This window comes from Streptomyces sp. GDS52, assembly GCF_052246875.1.
Lineage (GTDB): Bacteria > Actinomycetota > Actinomycetes > Streptomycetales > Streptomycetaceae > Streptomyces > Streptomyces cathayae.
Window position 1 is genome coordinate 4032993 of sequence record NZ_CM125966.1, and the last position, 16850, is coordinate 4049842.

13 protein-coding genes and 1 pseudogene are annotated in these 16850 nt (G+C 70.4%); 6 read left to right on the top strand and 8 right to left on the bottom strand.

The genetic code is table 11. The features are described 5' to 3' along the window. Window positions 1-38 precede the first annotated feature (38 nt). Both ACTWJ9_RS18485 and ACTWJ9_RS18490 read left to right on the top strand, forming a co-directional pair. Window positions 39-2159, top strand: coding sequence for an FtsX-like permease family protein (locus ACTWJ9_RS18485; RefSeq protein ID WP_443294452.1), 2121 nt, complete (start codon window positions 39-41; stop codon window positions 2157-2159). A 55-nt stretch (window positions 2160-2214) separates the two neighbouring features. Then, window positions 2215-2352 (top strand): annotated as a pseudogene (locus ACTWJ9_RS18490) (integrase core domain-containing protein); the annotation flags it as partial. A gap of 603 nt (window positions 2353-2955) precedes the next feature. Here ACTWJ9_RS18490 and ACTWJ9_RS18495 read toward each other — a convergent pair. Beyond that, on the bottom strand, window positions 2956-3378 hold the full coding sequence (locus tag ACTWJ9_RS18495) for an ATP-binding protein (protein WP_387035524.1): 423 nt from the start codon (window positions 3376-3378) through the stop codon (window positions 2956-2958). A 188-nt stretch (window positions 3379-3566) separates the two neighbouring features. Here ACTWJ9_RS18495 and ACTWJ9_RS18500 point away from each other — a divergent pair, with 188 nt between their 5' ends. The 3 genes from ACTWJ9_RS18500 (at window position 3567) to ACTWJ9_RS18510 (ending at window position 5993) form a co-directional block, all read left to right on the top strand. Beyond that, entirely contained in the window at window positions 3567-4436 is an 870-nt protein-coding gene (locus ACTWJ9_RS18500) for a helix-turn-helix domain-containing protein (protein WP_387035521.1), read from the top strand. Beyond that, window positions 4433-4612, top strand: coding sequence for a DUF397 domain-containing protein (locus ACTWJ9_RS18505; RefSeq protein ID WP_387035519.1), 180 nt, complete (start codon window positions 4433-4435; stop codon window positions 4610-4612). Before ACTWJ9_RS18500 ends, ACTWJ9_RS18505 begins: the two co-directional genes overlap by 4 nt. 370 nt (window positions 4613-4982) lie before the next feature. Beyond that, on the top strand, window positions 4983-5993 hold the full coding sequence (locus ACTWJ9_RS18510; protein ID WP_387035517.1) for a hypothetical protein: 1011 nt from the start codon (window positions 4983-4985) through the stop codon (window positions 5991-5993). A 74-nt stretch (window positions 5994-6067) separates the two neighbouring features. Here the strand turns inward: ACTWJ9_RS18510 and serC are convergent, their stop codons facing one another. The 7 genes from serC to ACTWJ9_RS18545 form a co-directional block, all read right to left on the bottom strand. Continuing rightward, complete coding sequence (serC, locus tag ACTWJ9_RS18515; RefSeq protein ID WP_387035515.1) at window positions 6068-7186, bottom strand: phosphoserine transaminase; 1119 nt, start codon at window positions 7184-7186, stop codon at window positions 6068-6070. A gap of 238 nt (window positions 7187-7424) precedes the next feature. After that, the gene (locus ACTWJ9_RS18520) at window positions 7425-8684 is read right to left on the bottom strand and encodes a cytochrome P450 family protein (RefSeq protein ID WP_387035513.1); all 1260 of its coding nucleotides are present in this window, start codon (window positions 8682-8684) and stop codon (window positions 7425-7427) included. Next, the gene (locus tag ACTWJ9_RS18525; RefSeq protein WP_387035511.1) at window positions 8681-9922 is read right to left on the bottom strand and encodes a cytochrome P450; all 1242 of its coding nucleotides are present in this window, start codon (window positions 9920-9922) and stop codon (window positions 8681-8683) included. The genes ACTWJ9_RS18520 and ACTWJ9_RS18525 overlap by 4 nt, the downstream gene beginning before the upstream one ends. Then, the gene (locus ACTWJ9_RS18530; protein WP_279335344.1) at window positions 9919-10536 is read right to left on the bottom strand and encodes a GTP-binding protein; all 618 of its coding nucleotides are present in this window, start codon (window positions 10534-10536) and stop codon (window positions 9919-9921) included. Before ACTWJ9_RS18530 ends, ACTWJ9_RS18525 begins: the two co-directional genes overlap by 4 nt. Beyond that, window positions 10517-10864, bottom strand: a complete 348-nt coding sequence (locus ACTWJ9_RS18535) for a DUF742 domain-containing protein (RefSeq protein WP_109379351.1) — start codon at window positions 10862-10864, stop codon at window positions 10517-10519. Before ACTWJ9_RS18535 ends, ACTWJ9_RS18530 begins: the two co-directional genes overlap by 20 nt. Continuing rightward, window positions 10861-11268 (bottom strand): roadblock/LC7 domain-containing protein, encoded by a 408-nt coding sequence (locus ACTWJ9_RS18540; RefSeq protein WP_279335345.1) that lies wholly within the window; start codon window positions 11266-11268, stop codon window positions 10861-10863. Before ACTWJ9_RS18540 ends, ACTWJ9_RS18535 begins: the two co-directional genes overlap by 4 nt. Further along, on the bottom strand, window positions 11265-13484 hold the full coding sequence (locus ACTWJ9_RS18545) for an ATP-binding protein (protein WP_443294453.1): 2220 nt from the start codon (window positions 13482-13484) through the stop codon (window positions 11265-11267). Before ACTWJ9_RS18545 ends, ACTWJ9_RS18540 begins: the two co-directional genes overlap by 4 nt. 387 nt (window positions 13485-13871) lie before the next feature. Between ACTWJ9_RS18545 and ACTWJ9_RS18550 the strand changes: the two genes are divergently transcribed. After that, window positions 13872-16754 (top strand): FAD-binding and (Fe-S)-binding domain-containing protein, encoded by a 2883-nt coding sequence (locus ACTWJ9_RS18550; RefSeq protein ID WP_387035506.1) that lies wholly within the window; start codon window positions 13872-13874, stop codon window positions 16752-16754. The last annotated feature ends 96 nt before the right edge of the window (window positions 16755-16850 follow it).

The window sequence follows — 16850 nt, forward strand, 5'->3', positions numbered from 1 at the left end:
GTGCCGAGAGCGGCAGGATTCGGTTGGTCGCCATGTGCGTGGCAACTCTCGCACTGGCATTGTCGTTCGCGGCCTGCGTCGTGGTGTCGGCCACCTACTCGGGTCGCGAGGCCGCACAAGCGGCACGCAGCCCGGTCACCGTTCCTGAACAGCAGGCAGGGCAGGCCATTGCTCGCTGGATGGAATCGGCTGACACCGTCGCGGGACGGCAGTACTCCGTGATCTACATTCAGCCGCTCCGCAAGGACTCGCCGCCGCCCCCCGGGCTTCGACACTGGCCGGCACCGGGCCACTCCGCAGTGTCCTACGGCGCCGAACTGGCCGGCCAGCACGAGAGCATCACCTCCCGCTACGGAGAGATGGACGTCCGCCTGGAACCCGAAGGCCTGGCCAGTATCTCCGAGCCTCTCATTTATGTACGCCCGGCCAAGCCCATGAAAGAGGGGCTTTATGTCTCGGCGTGGGGTAACCCTGAGGGTACTGTCTTCGGAGAGCCGCTGAACATTCAGCCGGCCACCGGCTTCTACGTCCTCATCATCGCAACGTGCCTGGTCCCCTCCTTGGCGCTCACTGTCATTGCGTGCCGCACCGGCTCCGTGAAGCGAGACCGACGTCAGTCGATACTCCACGCGATGGGAGCTTCCCGGCGTCACCGACTTCTTGTCGACCTGGGTGAGACAGTGCCGCCGGTCCTGACCGGAGCCGCTCTGGCCATCTTGGTGATGTATTTCTGGCAAGGCTCCAACTGGAATTTGCCCAAGGTCAACTACATGATGACCGTCGACTACCTGAAGCCCCATCTGCTGCCGTTCTTCGCCAGCGCCGGATTGGCAGCACTCGTAGTACTCACAGCAGCGGTCACCGTCCAGCCGCGGACCACCAGCAGCATCGGGGTACGCCCAGATGGACACCAGGGCCGCGCACTGGTACGCACCGCGCGATGGCTGTGCCCCGTGGCGTTCGCCGTTGCCTTCTTCGGCCCTGGTCTGTTCACCGCCCAGGACAACGAAATATTGTTCCTGCTGCCCTACGCTGCAGGTTCCCTGACCGCGCTTCTGCTGCTGCCCGCGGCTCTGTCAGCCCTCACCACACAGTTGGGTCGACTCATCGGCTGGTGGGGCCAGCGAGCGGGGCGTCCAGTGGCTCTGCTCGCCGGTCGGTGGGTCGCAGCCAGTCCGGCTGCCGTGACCCGTGTCGTCACCAGCATTGTTCTGCTGATCGGCCTGTCGGCCCAGCTCTACACCTGGAACAACCGGACCACGGAGTCCGACGCGAAGGCCCTGGCAACCCAGCGGATGCTCGACTCCTCCGTCGTGGTGGTAGATGGTATCGACCGCAACTCACCCCAGCAGTTGCAGTCCTTCATTACCGCGTTGCCCGACGGCCAGAAGGTACTGGCCGTCTACAGCAGTGACAGCCCTGAAATGCGAACGCATACTCGGGTTCTCGGTAGTGACGCAGCCCTGAGGCAAGCCGGCTTGCCCGTCCCGTCCAAGGACCGGCAGGTTCTGACGACTTCTGTCCAGAAGGTCGACTCCGACCGCGGACGGGCGCTGCTGCAAACCGCGGACGCCATGGCGGACGGCACAGCCGCTGTCGAGCGAGGCGTTGTGCACGCCACAGAGAACCTGCGCACACTCCAGGTCATCGCGTCCAGAGGCCACAAGGTCGACGAAGCAGCAGTCAAGCACCTGGCCAACCGGACTCTCATGCCGGGATGGCACGTCACCGTCCCCGGCGACGAGTGGACAGCGACCCTGGCCACCCACCGGGAACACAACTGGTGGCTGCCCATGTTCGCGATGGCTACGCTGGCCATCCTTGCCTTCGCCACCTGCCTGGCCAACATGGCCGAGTTCCTGCGCTTCTCCAAAACTCTGGCACCCACCATCGTCATGGCAGGAAACAGGCGTCTGTTCGCCTGGACGACACTGCTTGTCTTTCTGGGTGCCTTCTTCTGTGCGACGCTTGTCGGCGTCTGCGCTGCTGTGGTTCTCACCCTGCCTATGCAGGGACCTCCCATCCGCGCCGAAGGACTCCCTGTCACGCTCATAGGCTGGAGCCTCACAGTAGTGATGACACTCGCGCTGGTCATGACCGCGTGGGCAGCGCGAGTAGCCCTCAAGGAGGCAGGACGCTGGCGACCGGTATCTGACTAGCCGCGTTCTTGCATGAGGGTCCGTCAGCTTGCTGGCGGACCCTTTCGGCTCGTTCGAGTTGGCCACCGCCGAGTGGGCTGATTGGTACAACCACCGAAGACTCCATGGCGAGTTGGGCCACATGCCGCCCGTCGAATACGAAGCTGACTACTACACCCAATTCGTGAACCCTCAGGTCATCACCACAATCTGAGCCTGGACCCACCGAGCCGATTCCGTGAGTATTTTCCCGGCTGATTCCGGGTCGGGTTTCTACTGGTGGGCGCGATCGCCGGGTGGCTGTCCCGGTGGCAGGGGCTCCGAGGTTTTTGGCTGTGGTGGGCAGAGCGGCTGGCAGGTCAGGTCCGCAGGCGTAGCAGGCCGCCGTCCGCAACGCCTCGAGGGTGCTCTGCCAGGACCGGCGTTTGGGCAGGTGGAAGGTCAGGGTGCGCGCGCCAGTGGACAACCGGGCGGAAAAGAAGGTCAGTTGGTGGCAAATCGTGCTGGTGCGGGCCCTTGCGTGGAACGCGGAGGTCAGACAGCCGAGCATGCGGGCGAGGTTGTGGTTGATCACGGCCAGAGTAAGCCAGGCGGCGTTCGTGGTGAACTTCCCGACGGCATCGGGGGTAGGCGTTTTGGTGCCTCCCAGTACTCCTCGTCGAGAGGAAAAGGTAGATACCGGCCTGCGGCGCGGAAGCGCTTGTGCCAGCGCTGCCATCGGGCGTCGTACGGGTTCGGCAGCCGCACCACGTACGGGTCCGGCGTCCAGTCCTCGCGGGCGAGGTCCCGGGCGCTGCACGAGCGTCGGGCGAGCATTTCACGGAGCCGACGGAACACGAGCCCCCTCCGCCTCGCCGAGCACGAACAGCGCCCACACGCACTTCGTGTAGGGCCCCTGCCGGCAACCCCGTTCGTCGGCCAGGGCCTCCACGAGTGCCAGTCCGCGTCCGCCCTCCTCGTCCGGAGCGGAGTCGTGCAACCGGGGGAGCCTGTCCCTGTCGGGGTCGGAGACCTCCAGCGCCAAATGCGCCTTGCGCAAGCTGAGTTTCACCTCGACCTGGGCGCAGGAGACCCGGCAGCGGGTCACGGTGTTGGTGACGAGTTCGTTTGCCGACAAGGTCACGCTGTCGGCGAGGTGGTCGGTGATTCCCCAGTTCGCCAGGGCTTTGCGCACCTGCTGGCGGGCAGTGGGGACGTGCCGTCTGTGCTGGGGGATGCGGAAGGTTTCGGTTACGGGCATGGGGTGCCGTTCCTCCTGACGTAACGCCGACGTGCGCTGGTCCGCGGCGCTTTTGGGAAGCTACGGCTGAAATCGACATGTGTGAAATGCGCTTGAATGAATGCATGCACTCGTCCACTCGATCGAGTGATGTGCTCTCAGGGCTGTCGACCTGTGTGGCATCTTTGCCGCAGGAGAGGGGAGGGCCCATGCCCGCAGGTGGACGGCCGACGGTGCGCAGCAGGCGTCTGGGTACGGCGCTCAGGCAGTACCGGCTGGCCGCCAAGCTCGACCAGCCGCAGGCCGCCGAGGTCATCGCGTCAAGCCAGGCCAGAGTCAGCCGTCTTGAGACCGGACACGTCACCGCACGTGTCATCGAGGTGCGGCTGCTGCTGGACGCGTACGGTGTCACGACCCCGGAAGTGCGGTCGAAACTGGAGGAGTTGGCCAAGCACTCCAAGAAACGGGGCTGGTGGCTGGAGCATGCGGCGCACCTGCGCCCGGACTACCTCGACCACATCGCGCTGGAGGACGACGCGACATACATCCGGGAGTGGCAGCCGGTACTCGTCCCAGGGCTCTTGCAGACCCCGGCTTATGCCGAGGCGATCACTGCGGGAAGCCCCAACTACATCGCTCCGGACCGGGTCGCCCAGTTGCTGAAGGTGCGAGAGGGACGGCAGTCGAAGATCGAGGAGGGTGGGGCAACCTACTCCGCCATCCTTTGGGAGCCAGTCATCGCACATCCATTGGTGCGCGCTGAGGTTCATCGGGAGCAACTTGCCGCGATCCTGGAGCTCGCACAGCGGAAGAACGTCACAGTGCAAGTGCTGCCGTCCGGTACGGGCGTACTCGGAGCGGTGACGTCCGCCTTTTCCACGTTCAGCTTCGATTCCGAGCCGGTGGTAGAAGCTGTGACCCTGGAGAACCTGAGAGGGACATCGGTCCTCGAGGGATCGGAAGACCTCACCGCTTACGCCAATATGTACGACCTACTACGATCGTCGGCACTGGCGCCGGACGCGAGCGTGAAGCTCATTCGGGGCGTACTGCGGAGTTTGAAGGAAGACGCATCGTGACCGAGGTTATAGGACCCTTCCGGAAGTCGTCCTACTCCCAGGCGGAGAGTAACTGCGTAGAGGTCGCCGAAACGGCACCCGGTGGCCGAGCCGTCCGTGACAGCAAGCAGCGCGGCGGCCCCCTCCTCATCGTCTCCCGCGAGAGCTGGCGGGCGTTCCTGCGCCAGTTCGGGTAGTGCCGCGCGCGAGGGCCGTCAAGTATCAGCCCCGGCGTCATACTGAGGGGCGTCCGGCGGATGGATGACCCGCCGGACGCCCCTCAGTCACGTACGGCTGTCGTCCACAGATGCTCGATCACGTAGGGGCATCGCGGCGACGCCGGTCTGATGTCCGCCGATGCCCCGATGCGCTGTGCCACAGCCGGCTGTGGCACGAACCGGTACGCAAGGTCGCCGGACATGCCGCCAGGGTGGCGGGGATCGTGGGATTCCCCGTCCACAGTGGCCACCTGCGGTGAGACAACCCGAAGACCGCTGTCCCATACACCCGCCCAGCCACGCGTCAGTGTCCGATGGTCTGGCATAGGTCACTGGCATGTTCACTCGTATGGCTGAGTTCGCCATGAATGTTCGCTCAAGGTGTGCTCGTGCGATTACGTTCTGTTGCATGGTTAGTTCACCACATGAAGCGTTGCACCAGATTTTCCGGGTGGATCCGGGGCTGGTGGCCCGGCTTCTGCCACGGGCGGGCATCGGTTTCCCGGAGCACACCGAGATCGAGCCCCTGGATACCGATCTCACAGAGATCAGGCCGCTTGAGCGCCGAGTGGACAGTGTGTTCCGGGTGCGTGTGGCTGGTGAGGAGGGCGGCTTCGTGCTCGCCGTCGAGTCGCAGGGGAAGCCGGATCCGGACAAGCACAACAGCTGGACGTACTACTTGGCTCACATGTATGCCAAGTACCGGTTGCCGCCGTTCCTTCTGGTGGTGTGTAAGGACAAGGCGACCGCGTCGTGGGCGGCGGAACCGATCCGTGTCGGTCGTGGGTTCCACACGAGCATGGTTGTCTACCCGCTGGTCCTGGGGCCTGGAATTCTCCCCGTGATCACCGAGGCGGACGAGGTGGCCCAGGACCTTGGAGTCGCCGTCTTCTCCGCGCTCGCCTACGCCAAGGATCCGGGGCTGACTGCGATACTGGACGCGCTGGCGTCAGGAGTGGCGGACAACGCCCACAAGTCCGGGTTCAAGGGGCACATCGAGGCGGACGAGGGTGGGGGCGTGGACCGCGTGGACTGGGCGGAAATCGTCGAAATCGGTCTGGGTGAGGGCCCAGGTCGTGACTACTGGAGGCATCTGATGGCCACTTACACCCCGAACTTTCCGGGCAGCAACACGATTGTCGAAGAGTCCTGGCTCGAAGGCCGCGCCGAGGGGCAGGCCGAGGGCAAGGCTGAGGGCAAGGCCGAGGACATTCTGCACATTCTCGATGTGCGGGGTGTCGAGGTCTCCGAGTCCGTCCGGGAGAGGGTCAACCACTGCACCGATCTCGATGTGCTGGGGACCTGGCTCGACCGCTCCCTGAGCGTGGCGCACGCCGAGGAACTGTTCGTCGAGGAGTAGAGCGTATGGATGCGCGAAGGGCACCCGATGGGTGATTCACCGGGTGCCCTTCGTCGCCGTACGGGGAGCGGAAGTCAGAGCTGCTCGATGACGTAGTCGACGCACTTCGTCAGGGCCTCGACGTCCGCCGGGTCGATCGCCGGGAACATGGCGACGCGGAGCTGGTTGCGGCCGAGCTTGCGGTAGGGCTCGGTGTCGACGATGCCGTTGGCGCGCAGCACCTTGGCGATCGCGGCGGCGTCGACCTCGTCGGTGAAGTCGATGGTGCCGATGACCTGGGAGCGCTTGGCCGGGTCGGTGACGAACGGGTTCGCGAACTTCACGTCCTCCGCCCAGCCGTACAGCGTGCGGGCCGAGGTGGCGGTGCGACGGACCGCCCAGTCCAGGCCGCCCTGGCCGTTGATCCACTTCAGCTGCTCGTTGAGGAGGAAGACGGTGGACAGGGCGGGGGTGTTGTACGTCTGGTTCTTGCGGGAGTTGTCGATCGCCGTGGGGAGCGAGAAGAACTCCGGGATGTGGCGGCCGGACGCGTGGACGCGCTCGGCGCGCTCGATGGCGGCCGGGGAGAAGACGCCGATCCACAGGCCGCCCTCGGAGGCGAAGGACTTCTGCGGGGCGAAGTAGTAGACGTCCGTCTCGGCGATGTCGACGGGCAGGCCGCCGGCGCCGCTCGTCGCGTCCACGAGGACCAGGGAGCCCTCGTCGGCGCCGGACACCCGCTTGATGGGCATGGCGACACCGGTGGAGGTCTCGTTGTGGGTGAGGGCGTAGACGTCCACGCCCGCCGCGGCGACCGGTTCGGGGTGCGTGCCCGGGTCGGCGGAGACGACGTCCGGCTCGGCGAGCCAGGGGGCGAGCTTGGCCGCCTTGGCGAACTTGGAGCTGAACTCGCCGAAGGTGAGGTGCTGCGACCTGTTCTCGATCAGGCCGTGGGTGGCGATGTCCCAGAACGCGGTGGAGCCGCCGTTGCCGAGGACGACCTCGTAGCCCTCGGGGAGCTGGAACAGCTCACGGATGCCCTCGCGCACTTCGCCGACCAGGTTCTTCACCGGGGCCTGGCGGTGGGAGGTGCCCAGCAGGGACGTGCCGGTCGCGGCCAGCGCGTCCAGCGCTTCCGTCCGCACCTTGGAGGGACCCGCGCCGAAACGACCGTCGGCGGGCTTGATGTCAGCAGGAATCCGGATCTCAGCCACGGAAGGAGCCTAGCGGCTCCGGGAAACCCGGGTGCAATCTCGTCCGTCGGCTGAGACACGAATCAGCCGGTGGGGGGAAGGGCCGGGGCAGGGCGGTGGGGCGGCGGGACGGGGGTCGAATCCCCGTCCAGCCGCCCCGGAGGTTGTCCCGAAAGCCGCCCCGAAGGACCCCGAAGGCTTCTCGAAAGCTGTCCCGGAGGCCGGCCCGAAAGCCGCCCCGAAGGCCGGTTCGGAAAGGTCAGCCGCCGAGGGTCACCGGTAGCTCGTACAGGTCGTTCTGGGTGACCACCGGCTTGTTGCGGAGTTCGGTCGCCGGGACCGCCAGGTCCAGCTTCGGGAAGCGCGCGTACAGGGCCGGCAGGGCGACGCCCGCCTCCAGGCGGGAGAGGGCCGCGCCGGGGCACACGTGCGGGCCGTGCCCGAAGGAGATGTGCCGGTTGGCGGTGTCGCGGGTGATGTCGAAGACGCCGGCGCTCGGACCGTGGGCCTGCTCGTCGCGGCCGATCGCGGCGTACGACACGATCAGCGCCTCCCCGGCGGGCAGGACCTTGTCACCGACCGGTACGTCCTCGGTGGCGAACCGGATCAGCACGTGGGAGGTGGGCGTGGAGTACCGCAGGGTCTCCTCGACCACCGCCGACCAGTCCGCCTTACCGGACAGCACCAGCTCGCGCTGCTCGGGGTGGAGGGAGAGGTTGACCACCGCGTTGACGATGAGCGAGATCGTCGTCTCGTGACCGGCCGCGATCATCAACTGGAGCGTGAAGACGATCTCCTGGTCGGTGAGCCGGCTGCCGTCCTCGGACGCCTGGATCAGCGCGGACGTCAGGTCGTCGCCGGGGTTCTCCCGCTTGCGCGCGACCGTCTCGGCCATGATCTGCGCCAGTTCGGTCAGCGTCGCGATGACCTCTTCCGGCGGGGTCTGCGTCGAGAAGAACTTCTCGAACAGCTCCTTCAGCCGCGGCAGCCGCTCCTCGGCGAGCCCCATCAGGTCGGCGACCACGTACATCGGCAGCGGGTAGGCGAACAGGGCCTTCAGGTCGACCGTGTCACCCGGCTCCGCGGCCACCTTGTCCAGCAGGCCCTCGGTCAGCTCCGTGATCCGGCCGCGCATCTGCTCCACCCGGCGCGGGGTGAGCGCCTGGGCGACCAGGGTGCGCAGCCGGCGGTGGTCGGCGCCGTCCACGGTGAGCATGGAGCGGGGCGGGTTGGCGAGCCCGATCAGCGGCCAGTCGGGGGCGATCTCGCCGCGCTGCCAGGCGCCCCAGACGTTGATGTCCTTCACCAGCCGGGGGTCGGTGAGCAGCTTCTTCGCCTCGGCGTGGTGCGTGACCGCCCACACCGGTACGTCGCCGGGCAGGACCACGCGTGCGAGGGGCCCGGCGGCCCGCAGCGCCGCGCTCTCCGACTCCAGGTCGGAGACGAACGGGTCGAGGTGGATGGGGGTCTGGCCGGTGTCCGTCGTGGTGGTGGGAGAGTCCGTACCAGCAGCCGTCATCTGAGCTTGCCTCCAAGGGCGGGAGTGGGTGTGAAGGTGACCGGAAGTTCGGACAGCCCGCGCAGCCACGGCGAGGGGCGGCGGGTCAGGGACGCGGCCGGCACCGCGAGGTCGATGTCCGGCAGCCGGTCCAGGACGACCTCGATGCCGGTCCGCGCGATCACCTCGGCGATCTCCTGAGCCGGGAACGGGCACCGGTGCTCCCCGTGCCCGAAGGAGAAGTGCGCGCCGTTCCCGCCGGTCAGGGCGGAGCCGTCGGTACGCACCTGGGGATCGGAGTTGGCGCCCTGGAGGCCGAGGAGCAGCATGTCACCGGCGCGGATGCGGCGACCGCCCAGCTGGGTGTCGCGGGAGGCCCAGCGGCCGGCCACGTTCTGGGTGGGGGTGTCCTCCCACAGCACCTCGTTCATCGCCTCGGCGACGCTGTTGCGGCCGCCGAACAGGGACGCGGCGAACCGGTTGTCCGTCAGCATCAGGTGCAGGGAGTTGCCGATCCAGTCGGCGGTCGGCTGGTGCCCGGCCGCCATCATCACCATCAGGTCCTGGACGATCTCCTCGTCGGTGAACCCGGAGGTGTCGGCGAGCATCCGCGACGCCACGTCCTCGGCGGGCGCCTTCCCGCGGGCGGCCACCAGTTCGGTCATCGACGTGAACAGGTGGGCCTGGCCCGCGAGCGCCCGCTCCCGTCCGTCGATCATGTCGTTGAGGGCGGTGACCAGGGCCGGCCCCTGCTCGTCGGAGAAGCCGTAGAGCCGGGCCAGTACGCGCACCGGCAGCAGCATCGCGAACTCGCCGATGATGTCGGCGGTGCCCTGGGGGCAGATGCCGTCGATCAGTTCGTCGGCGAACTTCTCGGCGTAGCCGCGCAGTTCGAACGGGTCCACCGCCTCCAGCGCGTGCACCAGCATCGCGGCCCGCTCGCGGTGCCGCTCGCCGACGGTGTAGAGGATGGAGGGCTGCTTGCGGCCGATCATCGGCAGCAGCGGCCAGTCGTCGGGGATGTCCTCCCACTGGCTCCACAGGTCGGAGTCGCGGCTGAACAGCACCGGGTCGCCGGTGACCTGGTGCAGTTCGCGGTAGCCGAGCACCAGCCAGGCCGGTACGTCGCCGTCGAGCAGCACCGGGACCACGCTGCCGTGGTCGCGCCGCATCGTCCGGTACACCCCGGCGGGGTCGTCCTGGAGCAGGGGCCCGCTGAGGGCGACGGGGGCGGCCGGGGACGCGGGGGTGGGGCTCACACCAGCTCCTGACGGGAGGCTCGGGCCGGGTCGGCGTAGCGGGCCTGGATGTGCTCCACCAGCGTGATCAGCACCAGCTTGCTGGACTCCCGGGACCGGGCGTCGCAGGTGACCAGCGGGACGTGCGGATCGAGGTCGAGGGCCTCGCGGATCTGCTCCGGGGCGAAGGCGGGGCCGCCGAAGTCGTTGCAGGCCACGATGAACGGGGTGCCGTGCTTCTCCAGCCGGTCGATGGCGTACCAGGAATCGTCGATGCGCCGGGTGTCGACCAGGACGACCGCGCCCAGGGTGCCGGAGAACAGCCGGTCCCACAGGAACCAGAAGCGTTCCTGGCCGGGCGCTCCGAACAGGTACAGCACATTGCGCCGGTCCAGGGTGATGCGGCCGAAGTCGAAGGCGACGGTGGTCGCGGTCTTGCCGCTCACCGCGCTGACGTCGTCGACGGCCTCCCCGGCCCGGGTCATGGTCTCCTCGGTGTTGAGGGGACGTATCTCGCTCACCGAGCGGACCATCGTCGTCTTGCCGGCGCCGAAGCCGCCCACGACCACGATCTTGAGGCCGTTGTCGGCCGACGCGCCCAGCGGTGTACGCGTCTCAGAGGTTGCGGAGTCCAACGAGCACCTGCTCCAGGATGTCGGGGTCGGGTACGGCGGCCTGGCGGGGGTGGCGGGCGCTGACCCGTCCCGCCGCCTGGAGGTCGGCGAGCAGGATGCGGGTGATGCTCACCGGCAGCTTCAGCTCGGCCGCGATCTCCACGACCGCCGTGGGTCGTTCGGTCAGCCGCAGGATCGCGGCGTGCTCGGACTGCATGCCCGGCACCGGATCGCATTCGGCGACGACCAGGGTCACCAGGTCGAAGGGGTTGTCGGCCCCGGACCGGCTGCGTCCGCCGGTGACGGTGTAGAGCCGGTCGGGGGCGTCGTCCCTGCCAGGCCTGCTCATGAGGTGCGCGGCGGCGCGGTCAGGTGCTCCCCGAGCTGCTCCACCAGCTCGCTCATGTTGTGCCCGATGAGCCCGGCGTCGGCGTCCTCGTCGGTGACGACGGCCAGATGCGCGCCCTGGCCGGCCTCCACGATGAACAGCACGCCGCCGTAGAACTCGGTCATCGCCGACCTGACGCCTCCGCTGCCGTCACCGAACTCCACGGACGCGCCGTGCGACAGGGACTGGATGCCCGCGGCGATCGCGGCGAGCTGGTCGGCCTGGTCGGCGGAGAGCTCGGGGGTGCGGCACAGTTTCAGGCCGTCCCTGGACAGCACGAGCGCGTGCCGCGCGCCCGGCGTGCGCTCCAACAGGCCCTCTATCAGCCAGGTGAGCTTCTCGTCGGCGGTCGTCGTGCCGGTCATGAGGTGGTGTCGCCTTCCGGTGTTACGGGGGTGGAGGTCGGGGTCGGGGTGGGGGTGTCGAGGGGGGTGGTGCGTGCGCCGGTGTCTGTGCCGGTGCCTCTGTCTGTGCTCGTGCCTCTGTCTGTGCCTGTGCTCGTGCCGGTGTCCGTTTCTGTGCAGGGTGCTGCTTCCGGGCAGGGCGCCGCGTCGTCCGGGGCGGTGGCGCGGACGGCCTGGCGGAAGCTGCTGAAGCGGGCCGTGCGGGCCCTCGTCTCCTCGGCGGTGGGCGGCGCGGGGCGCGGGGTGGTGGCGCGGGTCCCGGCGCTCCGGGTGCGCTCGGCCTCGGCGAGGGTGCGGCCGCGGCGGCGGCGCGGGAGGCCGAGCGGGGACTCGTCCGGTGTGGAGGCGTCCGTGCCTGCGCCTGCGCCTGTGCCTGTGTTCGGGCTCGGGTCCGTGTGCCGGTCCGGGGACTCGTGGGTGGGCACCGGGTCGGGGTCGAGGTCGGCTCCGGCGCGGTGTGCCGCGTACGAGTGGCTGTTCGCCGCCGCGGGCGCCGGTGTGGCCGCGGGGTCCGTTTCCGCCGGGGCCGTGGCGTCGGCGGGGTGGACGGCCGGTGCCTCGGCCGGGCGGGTGTGGTGGCGCTGGGGGAGGCCCGACGCGGACGGCTCGGGTGCCGCGCCCGCCGGTGCCTCGGGCCCGGAGCGTGCGGGCCGTGCGGGCCGGGTGTGCGCTTCGGTGCGGGCGGGGGCGCCGGCGGGCGGGGTGTGGGGCGCGTCCGGCGATACGAGGATGTCCTGCGGTACGAGCATCAGGACGCCCGTGCCGCCGCGGGCCGAGGGCCGGTAGGAGACCCGGAGGCCGTAGCGCCGGGCCAGCCGGCCCACCACGGCGAGTCCGAGCCGGGTGCCGGTGAGGCCGCCGAGCCCGCTGGTCTCGCCGGAGACCGCACGCTCGGCACGCCGCAGCTGGGCCTCGCCCATGACGAGCCCGCTGTCCTCGACGGAGACGATGACGCCGGCCGGCACCTCCTCCACGTAGACGTGGACCTCGGCGGTCGGCGGCGAGAAGTTGGCCGCGTTGTCGAGGAGTTCGGCGAGCGCGTGCATCACGCCCTCGGCGGCGTGCCCGGCGACGGCGGTGTCGGCGGCGGAGTGGACGCGGACGCGCCGGTAGCCGCTGATCCTGCCCATGGCGCCGCGCAGGATCGACTCCATGCGGATCGGCCGGGCCCAGCGGCGGCCCGAGCGGGCGCCGGTGAGGACGGCGACGGAGTCGGCGAGCCTGCCCGCCTGCGCGGTGCGGTGGTCGAGGTGGAGGAGGTCGGCGAGGACCTCCTCGTCGTGGTGCTTGTCCTCCATCGCGCGCAGGTCCGCGAGCATGCCGGTGGACAGGGCCTGCATCCGGCCGGCCGCGTTGGCCGTCGCGGACAGCGCGGCGGCGCGGGCACTGTCGGCCTCGCGCAGCCGGACGGCCAGCCGCGCGTTCTCCCCGATGTGCCGGTCCCGGTCCTGGGACAGCCGCGCCCGCTCCTCGCCGATCCGCTTGAGGTCCGCGTCGAGCCGGTCGCGCTCGTCGGCGTGCTGCCGCACCAGTCCGGCGGTGTGGGCGTCGTGTTCCTCGGCGCGCCGGCGCAGTTCCCCGGCGTGCTCGTCGGCGAGCCGGGAGAGCTCGGCGACGTGGTCCTCCCTCAGCCGGGTGAGTTCGGCGGCGTGGGCGTCGGTGAGACGGGAGAGTTCGGCGGTGTGTTCCTCCGTGAGCCGCCTCCGCTCGGCGGTGTGCTCCTGCGCCGACCGGGCCGTGGTGGTGGCGTGCTGCTCGTTGAGGCGTTCGCGCTCCGCCGCCACGGACTTCGCGAGGCGGTCCCGCTCCTGGTCCAGGTCGGCCGACAACCGGGCCCGTTCCCGGGTGAGTTCGCCGGTCAGCCGCTCGTGCTGGCGGCGGGCCTCCTCCGCCTGCCGGGCGCGCTCCTGGAGCAGCCGGCCGACGTCCTGGGAGACCTCCTCCAGTCGCCCGCGGAGCGCCCGCGCCGTCAGGGCGGCGTGGGTGGCCCAGGTGACGGCCGCGCACAGCAGCAGGGCGGCGACCACTCCGGCCGCCGTGAGGACGGGGCGCGCGGAGGCCGGTCCCAGGAGCACCGCGACGACGACCCCGATCGCGGAGAGTGCCGCGGTGAGCAGGGGGACGGGCAGCAGGCTGCGGGGGGTGGGGCGGTCGCCGGGGAGCAGGGGAGAGGTCATCAATCAGGGTCCTCGGTCGGGTCCTCGGTCGGGTCCGCTGGGCATACGCCGTCGTCTGCCCGTGTCGTTTGTACGTGCTGTCCACGCGTGTTGTGCACACGTGCTGTCCACGCGTGTTGTCCACGCGTGTTGTCCGCGCGGCCCTCGGACGGTCCATGGGGTCGCCGGAACCGGTTTCGGGGTCGCTTCCGGAACGAGGGCCGACAACTGCGCGCAACTCGCGGTCACTATATGCAAGTTAGTGATCTGCTTGGGAAGATTCCGTTCCCGTTCTCGGGATTTGAGTCACTCCTGAGTGAATCGGCGCCCCGGCGTCCCCGCCCCGTGCGCCGCGCGGGGTGTGCGCCACCGCCGGTGTGCCGTCCGTTCCGGGGGCATCCTGGGAGCATGACGGATCTCCGGGAACTGCGGGCCGGACTGCGCGCGGGCGTGCGCGGCGATGTGGACTTCGGCGTCACCGCGCGGGCGCTGACCACCATGGACGCCTCCAACTACCGCCGGGTGCCGCTGGGCGTGGTGTCGCCGCGGGACGCCGACGACGTGGCGGCGGTGCTCGCCGTCTGCCGGGAGCACGGCGTCCCCGTGGTGCCGCGCGGCGGCGGCACGTCGATCGCGGGCCAGGCGACCGGCACCGGCGTGGTGCTCGACCTCACCCGGTACATGAACCGGCTGCTGTCCCTCGACCCGGAGGCCCGCACGGCCGTCGTCCAGCCCGGCCTCGTCCTCGACCGGCTCCAGGAGGCCGCCGCCCCGCACGGCCTGCGCTTCGGCCCGGACCCCTCCACGCACAGCCGCTGCACCCTCGGCGGCATGATCGGCAACAACTCCTGCGGCTCCCACTCGGTCGCCTGGGGGACGACGGCGGACAACGTGCGGGAACTGTCGGTGATCACCCCGCGCGGGGAGCGGCTGCGACCCGGACCGGGATGGGCCGGGGCCCCGGCGGGACTGCGGGAGCTGGTGGACGGCGAACTCGCCCGCCTGCGCACCGGTTTCCCCGAACTGCCCCGCCGCATCTCCGGATACGCCCTGGACGCCCTGCTGCCCGAGAGGGGCGCCGACGTCGCCCGCTCCTTCTGCGGCTCCGAGGGCACGCTGGGCGTGCTGACGGAGGCGGTCGTGGAGCTGGTGCGCGCCCCCCGCGCGCGTGCGCTCGCCGTGCTGGCGTACGCCGACGAGAGCGGCGCCGCCGAGGCCGCGGCCGGACTGCTGCCGCACCACCCGCTCACCGTGGAGGGCATGGCGGCCGATCTGGTGCCGTCCTCGGTGGACCTTCCGCGCGGGGGAGCCTGGCTGTTCGTCGAGACCGGCGGGGACACGGAGGACGAGGCACGCGCGCGTGCGGACGCGATCGTCCGCGCGGCGGACGTCGTGGACTCCCTGGTGGTGACCGACCCGGCCCGGCAGCGCGCCCTGTGGCGCATCCGGGAGGACGCGAGCGGCACCGCGACCCGGATGCCGGACGGGAGCGAGGCCTGGCCCGGCTGGGAGGACTGTGCGGTGCCGCCCGCCCGGCTCGGCGCGTACCTGCGGGACTTCCGGGGGCTGCTGGCCGCCCACGGGCTGCGCGGGTCGCCGTACGGGCACTTCGGGGACGGCTGCATCCACGTCCGTATCGACTTCGACCTGCTGACGGAACCGGGCGTCGCCCGCTTCCGGACCTTCTCCGGGGAACTCGCCGACCTGGTCGTGGCCCACGGCGGATCGCTGTCCGGCGAGCACGGCGACGGACAGGCGCGCGCGGAGCTGCTGCCGCGCATGTACGGCCCGGAGACGGTGGCCCTCTTCGAGCGCGTCAAGGGCCTCTGGGACCCGGACGACCTGCTCAACCCGGGGATGCTGGTGCGCCCCGAGCCCCTGGACGCGAACCTCCGCTTCGCCGTCCTGCCGCGCGAACCGGTGGACGTCGCCTTCGGCTACCCCGCCGACGGCGGCGACTTCTCCGCGGCGGTCCGCCGCTGCGTGGGCGTCGCCAAGTGCCGTACGGAGTCGGTGTCGGGACCGGCGGTGATGTGCCCCTCGTTCCGGGCCACGGGCCGGGAGGAGCACTCCACGCGCGGGCGGGCGCGCCTGCTGCACGAGATGCTCGCCGGCGAGCTGGTGACCGACGGCTGGCGGTCCACGGAGGTACGGGACGCGCTGGACCTGTGCCTGTCCTGCAAGGGCTGCCGTTCGGACTGCCCGGTCGGGGTCGACATGGCCACCTACAAGGCGGAGTTCCTCCACCACCACTACGCCGGCCGCCGCCGGCCCGCCGCCCACCACACGATGGGCCGGCTGCCGCTGTGGCTGGGCTGGGTGGCGCGTACCAGGTCGGCGGCGCTGGTCAACGCGGGCGCCTCGGTGGGCCCGCTCGCGCGGGCGGCGAAACGGCTGGGCGGGATCGCGGGGGAGCGGGAGATCCCGCGCCTGGCCGGGGAGCCGTTCACCCGCTGGTGGCGGGGACGGCGGACCGCCGTGCCCGCTGACAGCGGTGCCCTGGTGGTCCTCTGGCCGGACACCTTCACCGAGCACCTCTCGCCCTCCGTGGGCCGCGCGGCCGTACGGGTCCTGGAGGCGGCGGGCCTGCGGGTCGCGCTGCCCCCGACACTGCGCCTGGCCGGAGCCCGGAGCCCGGTGGGGGACGCGCGCTCCCGCTCGGCGCTGCGGCTGCTGACGGCCCGCCGCGGCCGGGTCTGCTGCGGCCTGACGTACATCTCGACCGGTCAGCTCGACCGCGCCCGCGCGGTGCTGCGCCGCACCCTGGACCTGATGGAACCGGTGCTCGCCACCGACGCCCCGGTGGTCGTCCTGGAGCCGAGCTGCGCGGCGACCCTGCGCACGGACGCCCCGGAACTCCTGCACGACGACCCCCGCGCGGCACAACTGGCGTCCCGTGTCCGCACGTTCGCGGAGACCCTGGAGCAGTACGCGCCGGACTGGACCCCACCGGCCCTGGACCGCCCCGTCGCCGGCCAGACCCACTGCCACCAGCACGCGGTCCTCGGCGACACGGCCGACCGCCGGCTGCGCGCCGCCGCGGGCCTCACCGGCGACCTGAGCGGCGGCTGCTGCGGCCTCGCCGGCAACTTCGGCTTCGAGCAGGGCCACTACGAGGTCTCGGCCGCCTGCGCGGAGGACCAACTCCTCCCCGCGGTACGCCAGGCACCCGAGAACGCCCTGATCCTGGCCGACGGCTACTCCTGCCGCACCCAACTGGCCCAACTGGCGAACACCCGGGGCCGCCACCTGGCGGAGGCCCTGGCGGAGGCCCTGGAGGAAATCCCGTGAACGGCTCCCGCCCTTGTGTCCCCAACGCGCTCACCTGAGCCACCGCAACCTCCGCCCCCGGCTCTCCGCCCCCGGCTCTCCACTTCCCGGTCTCCG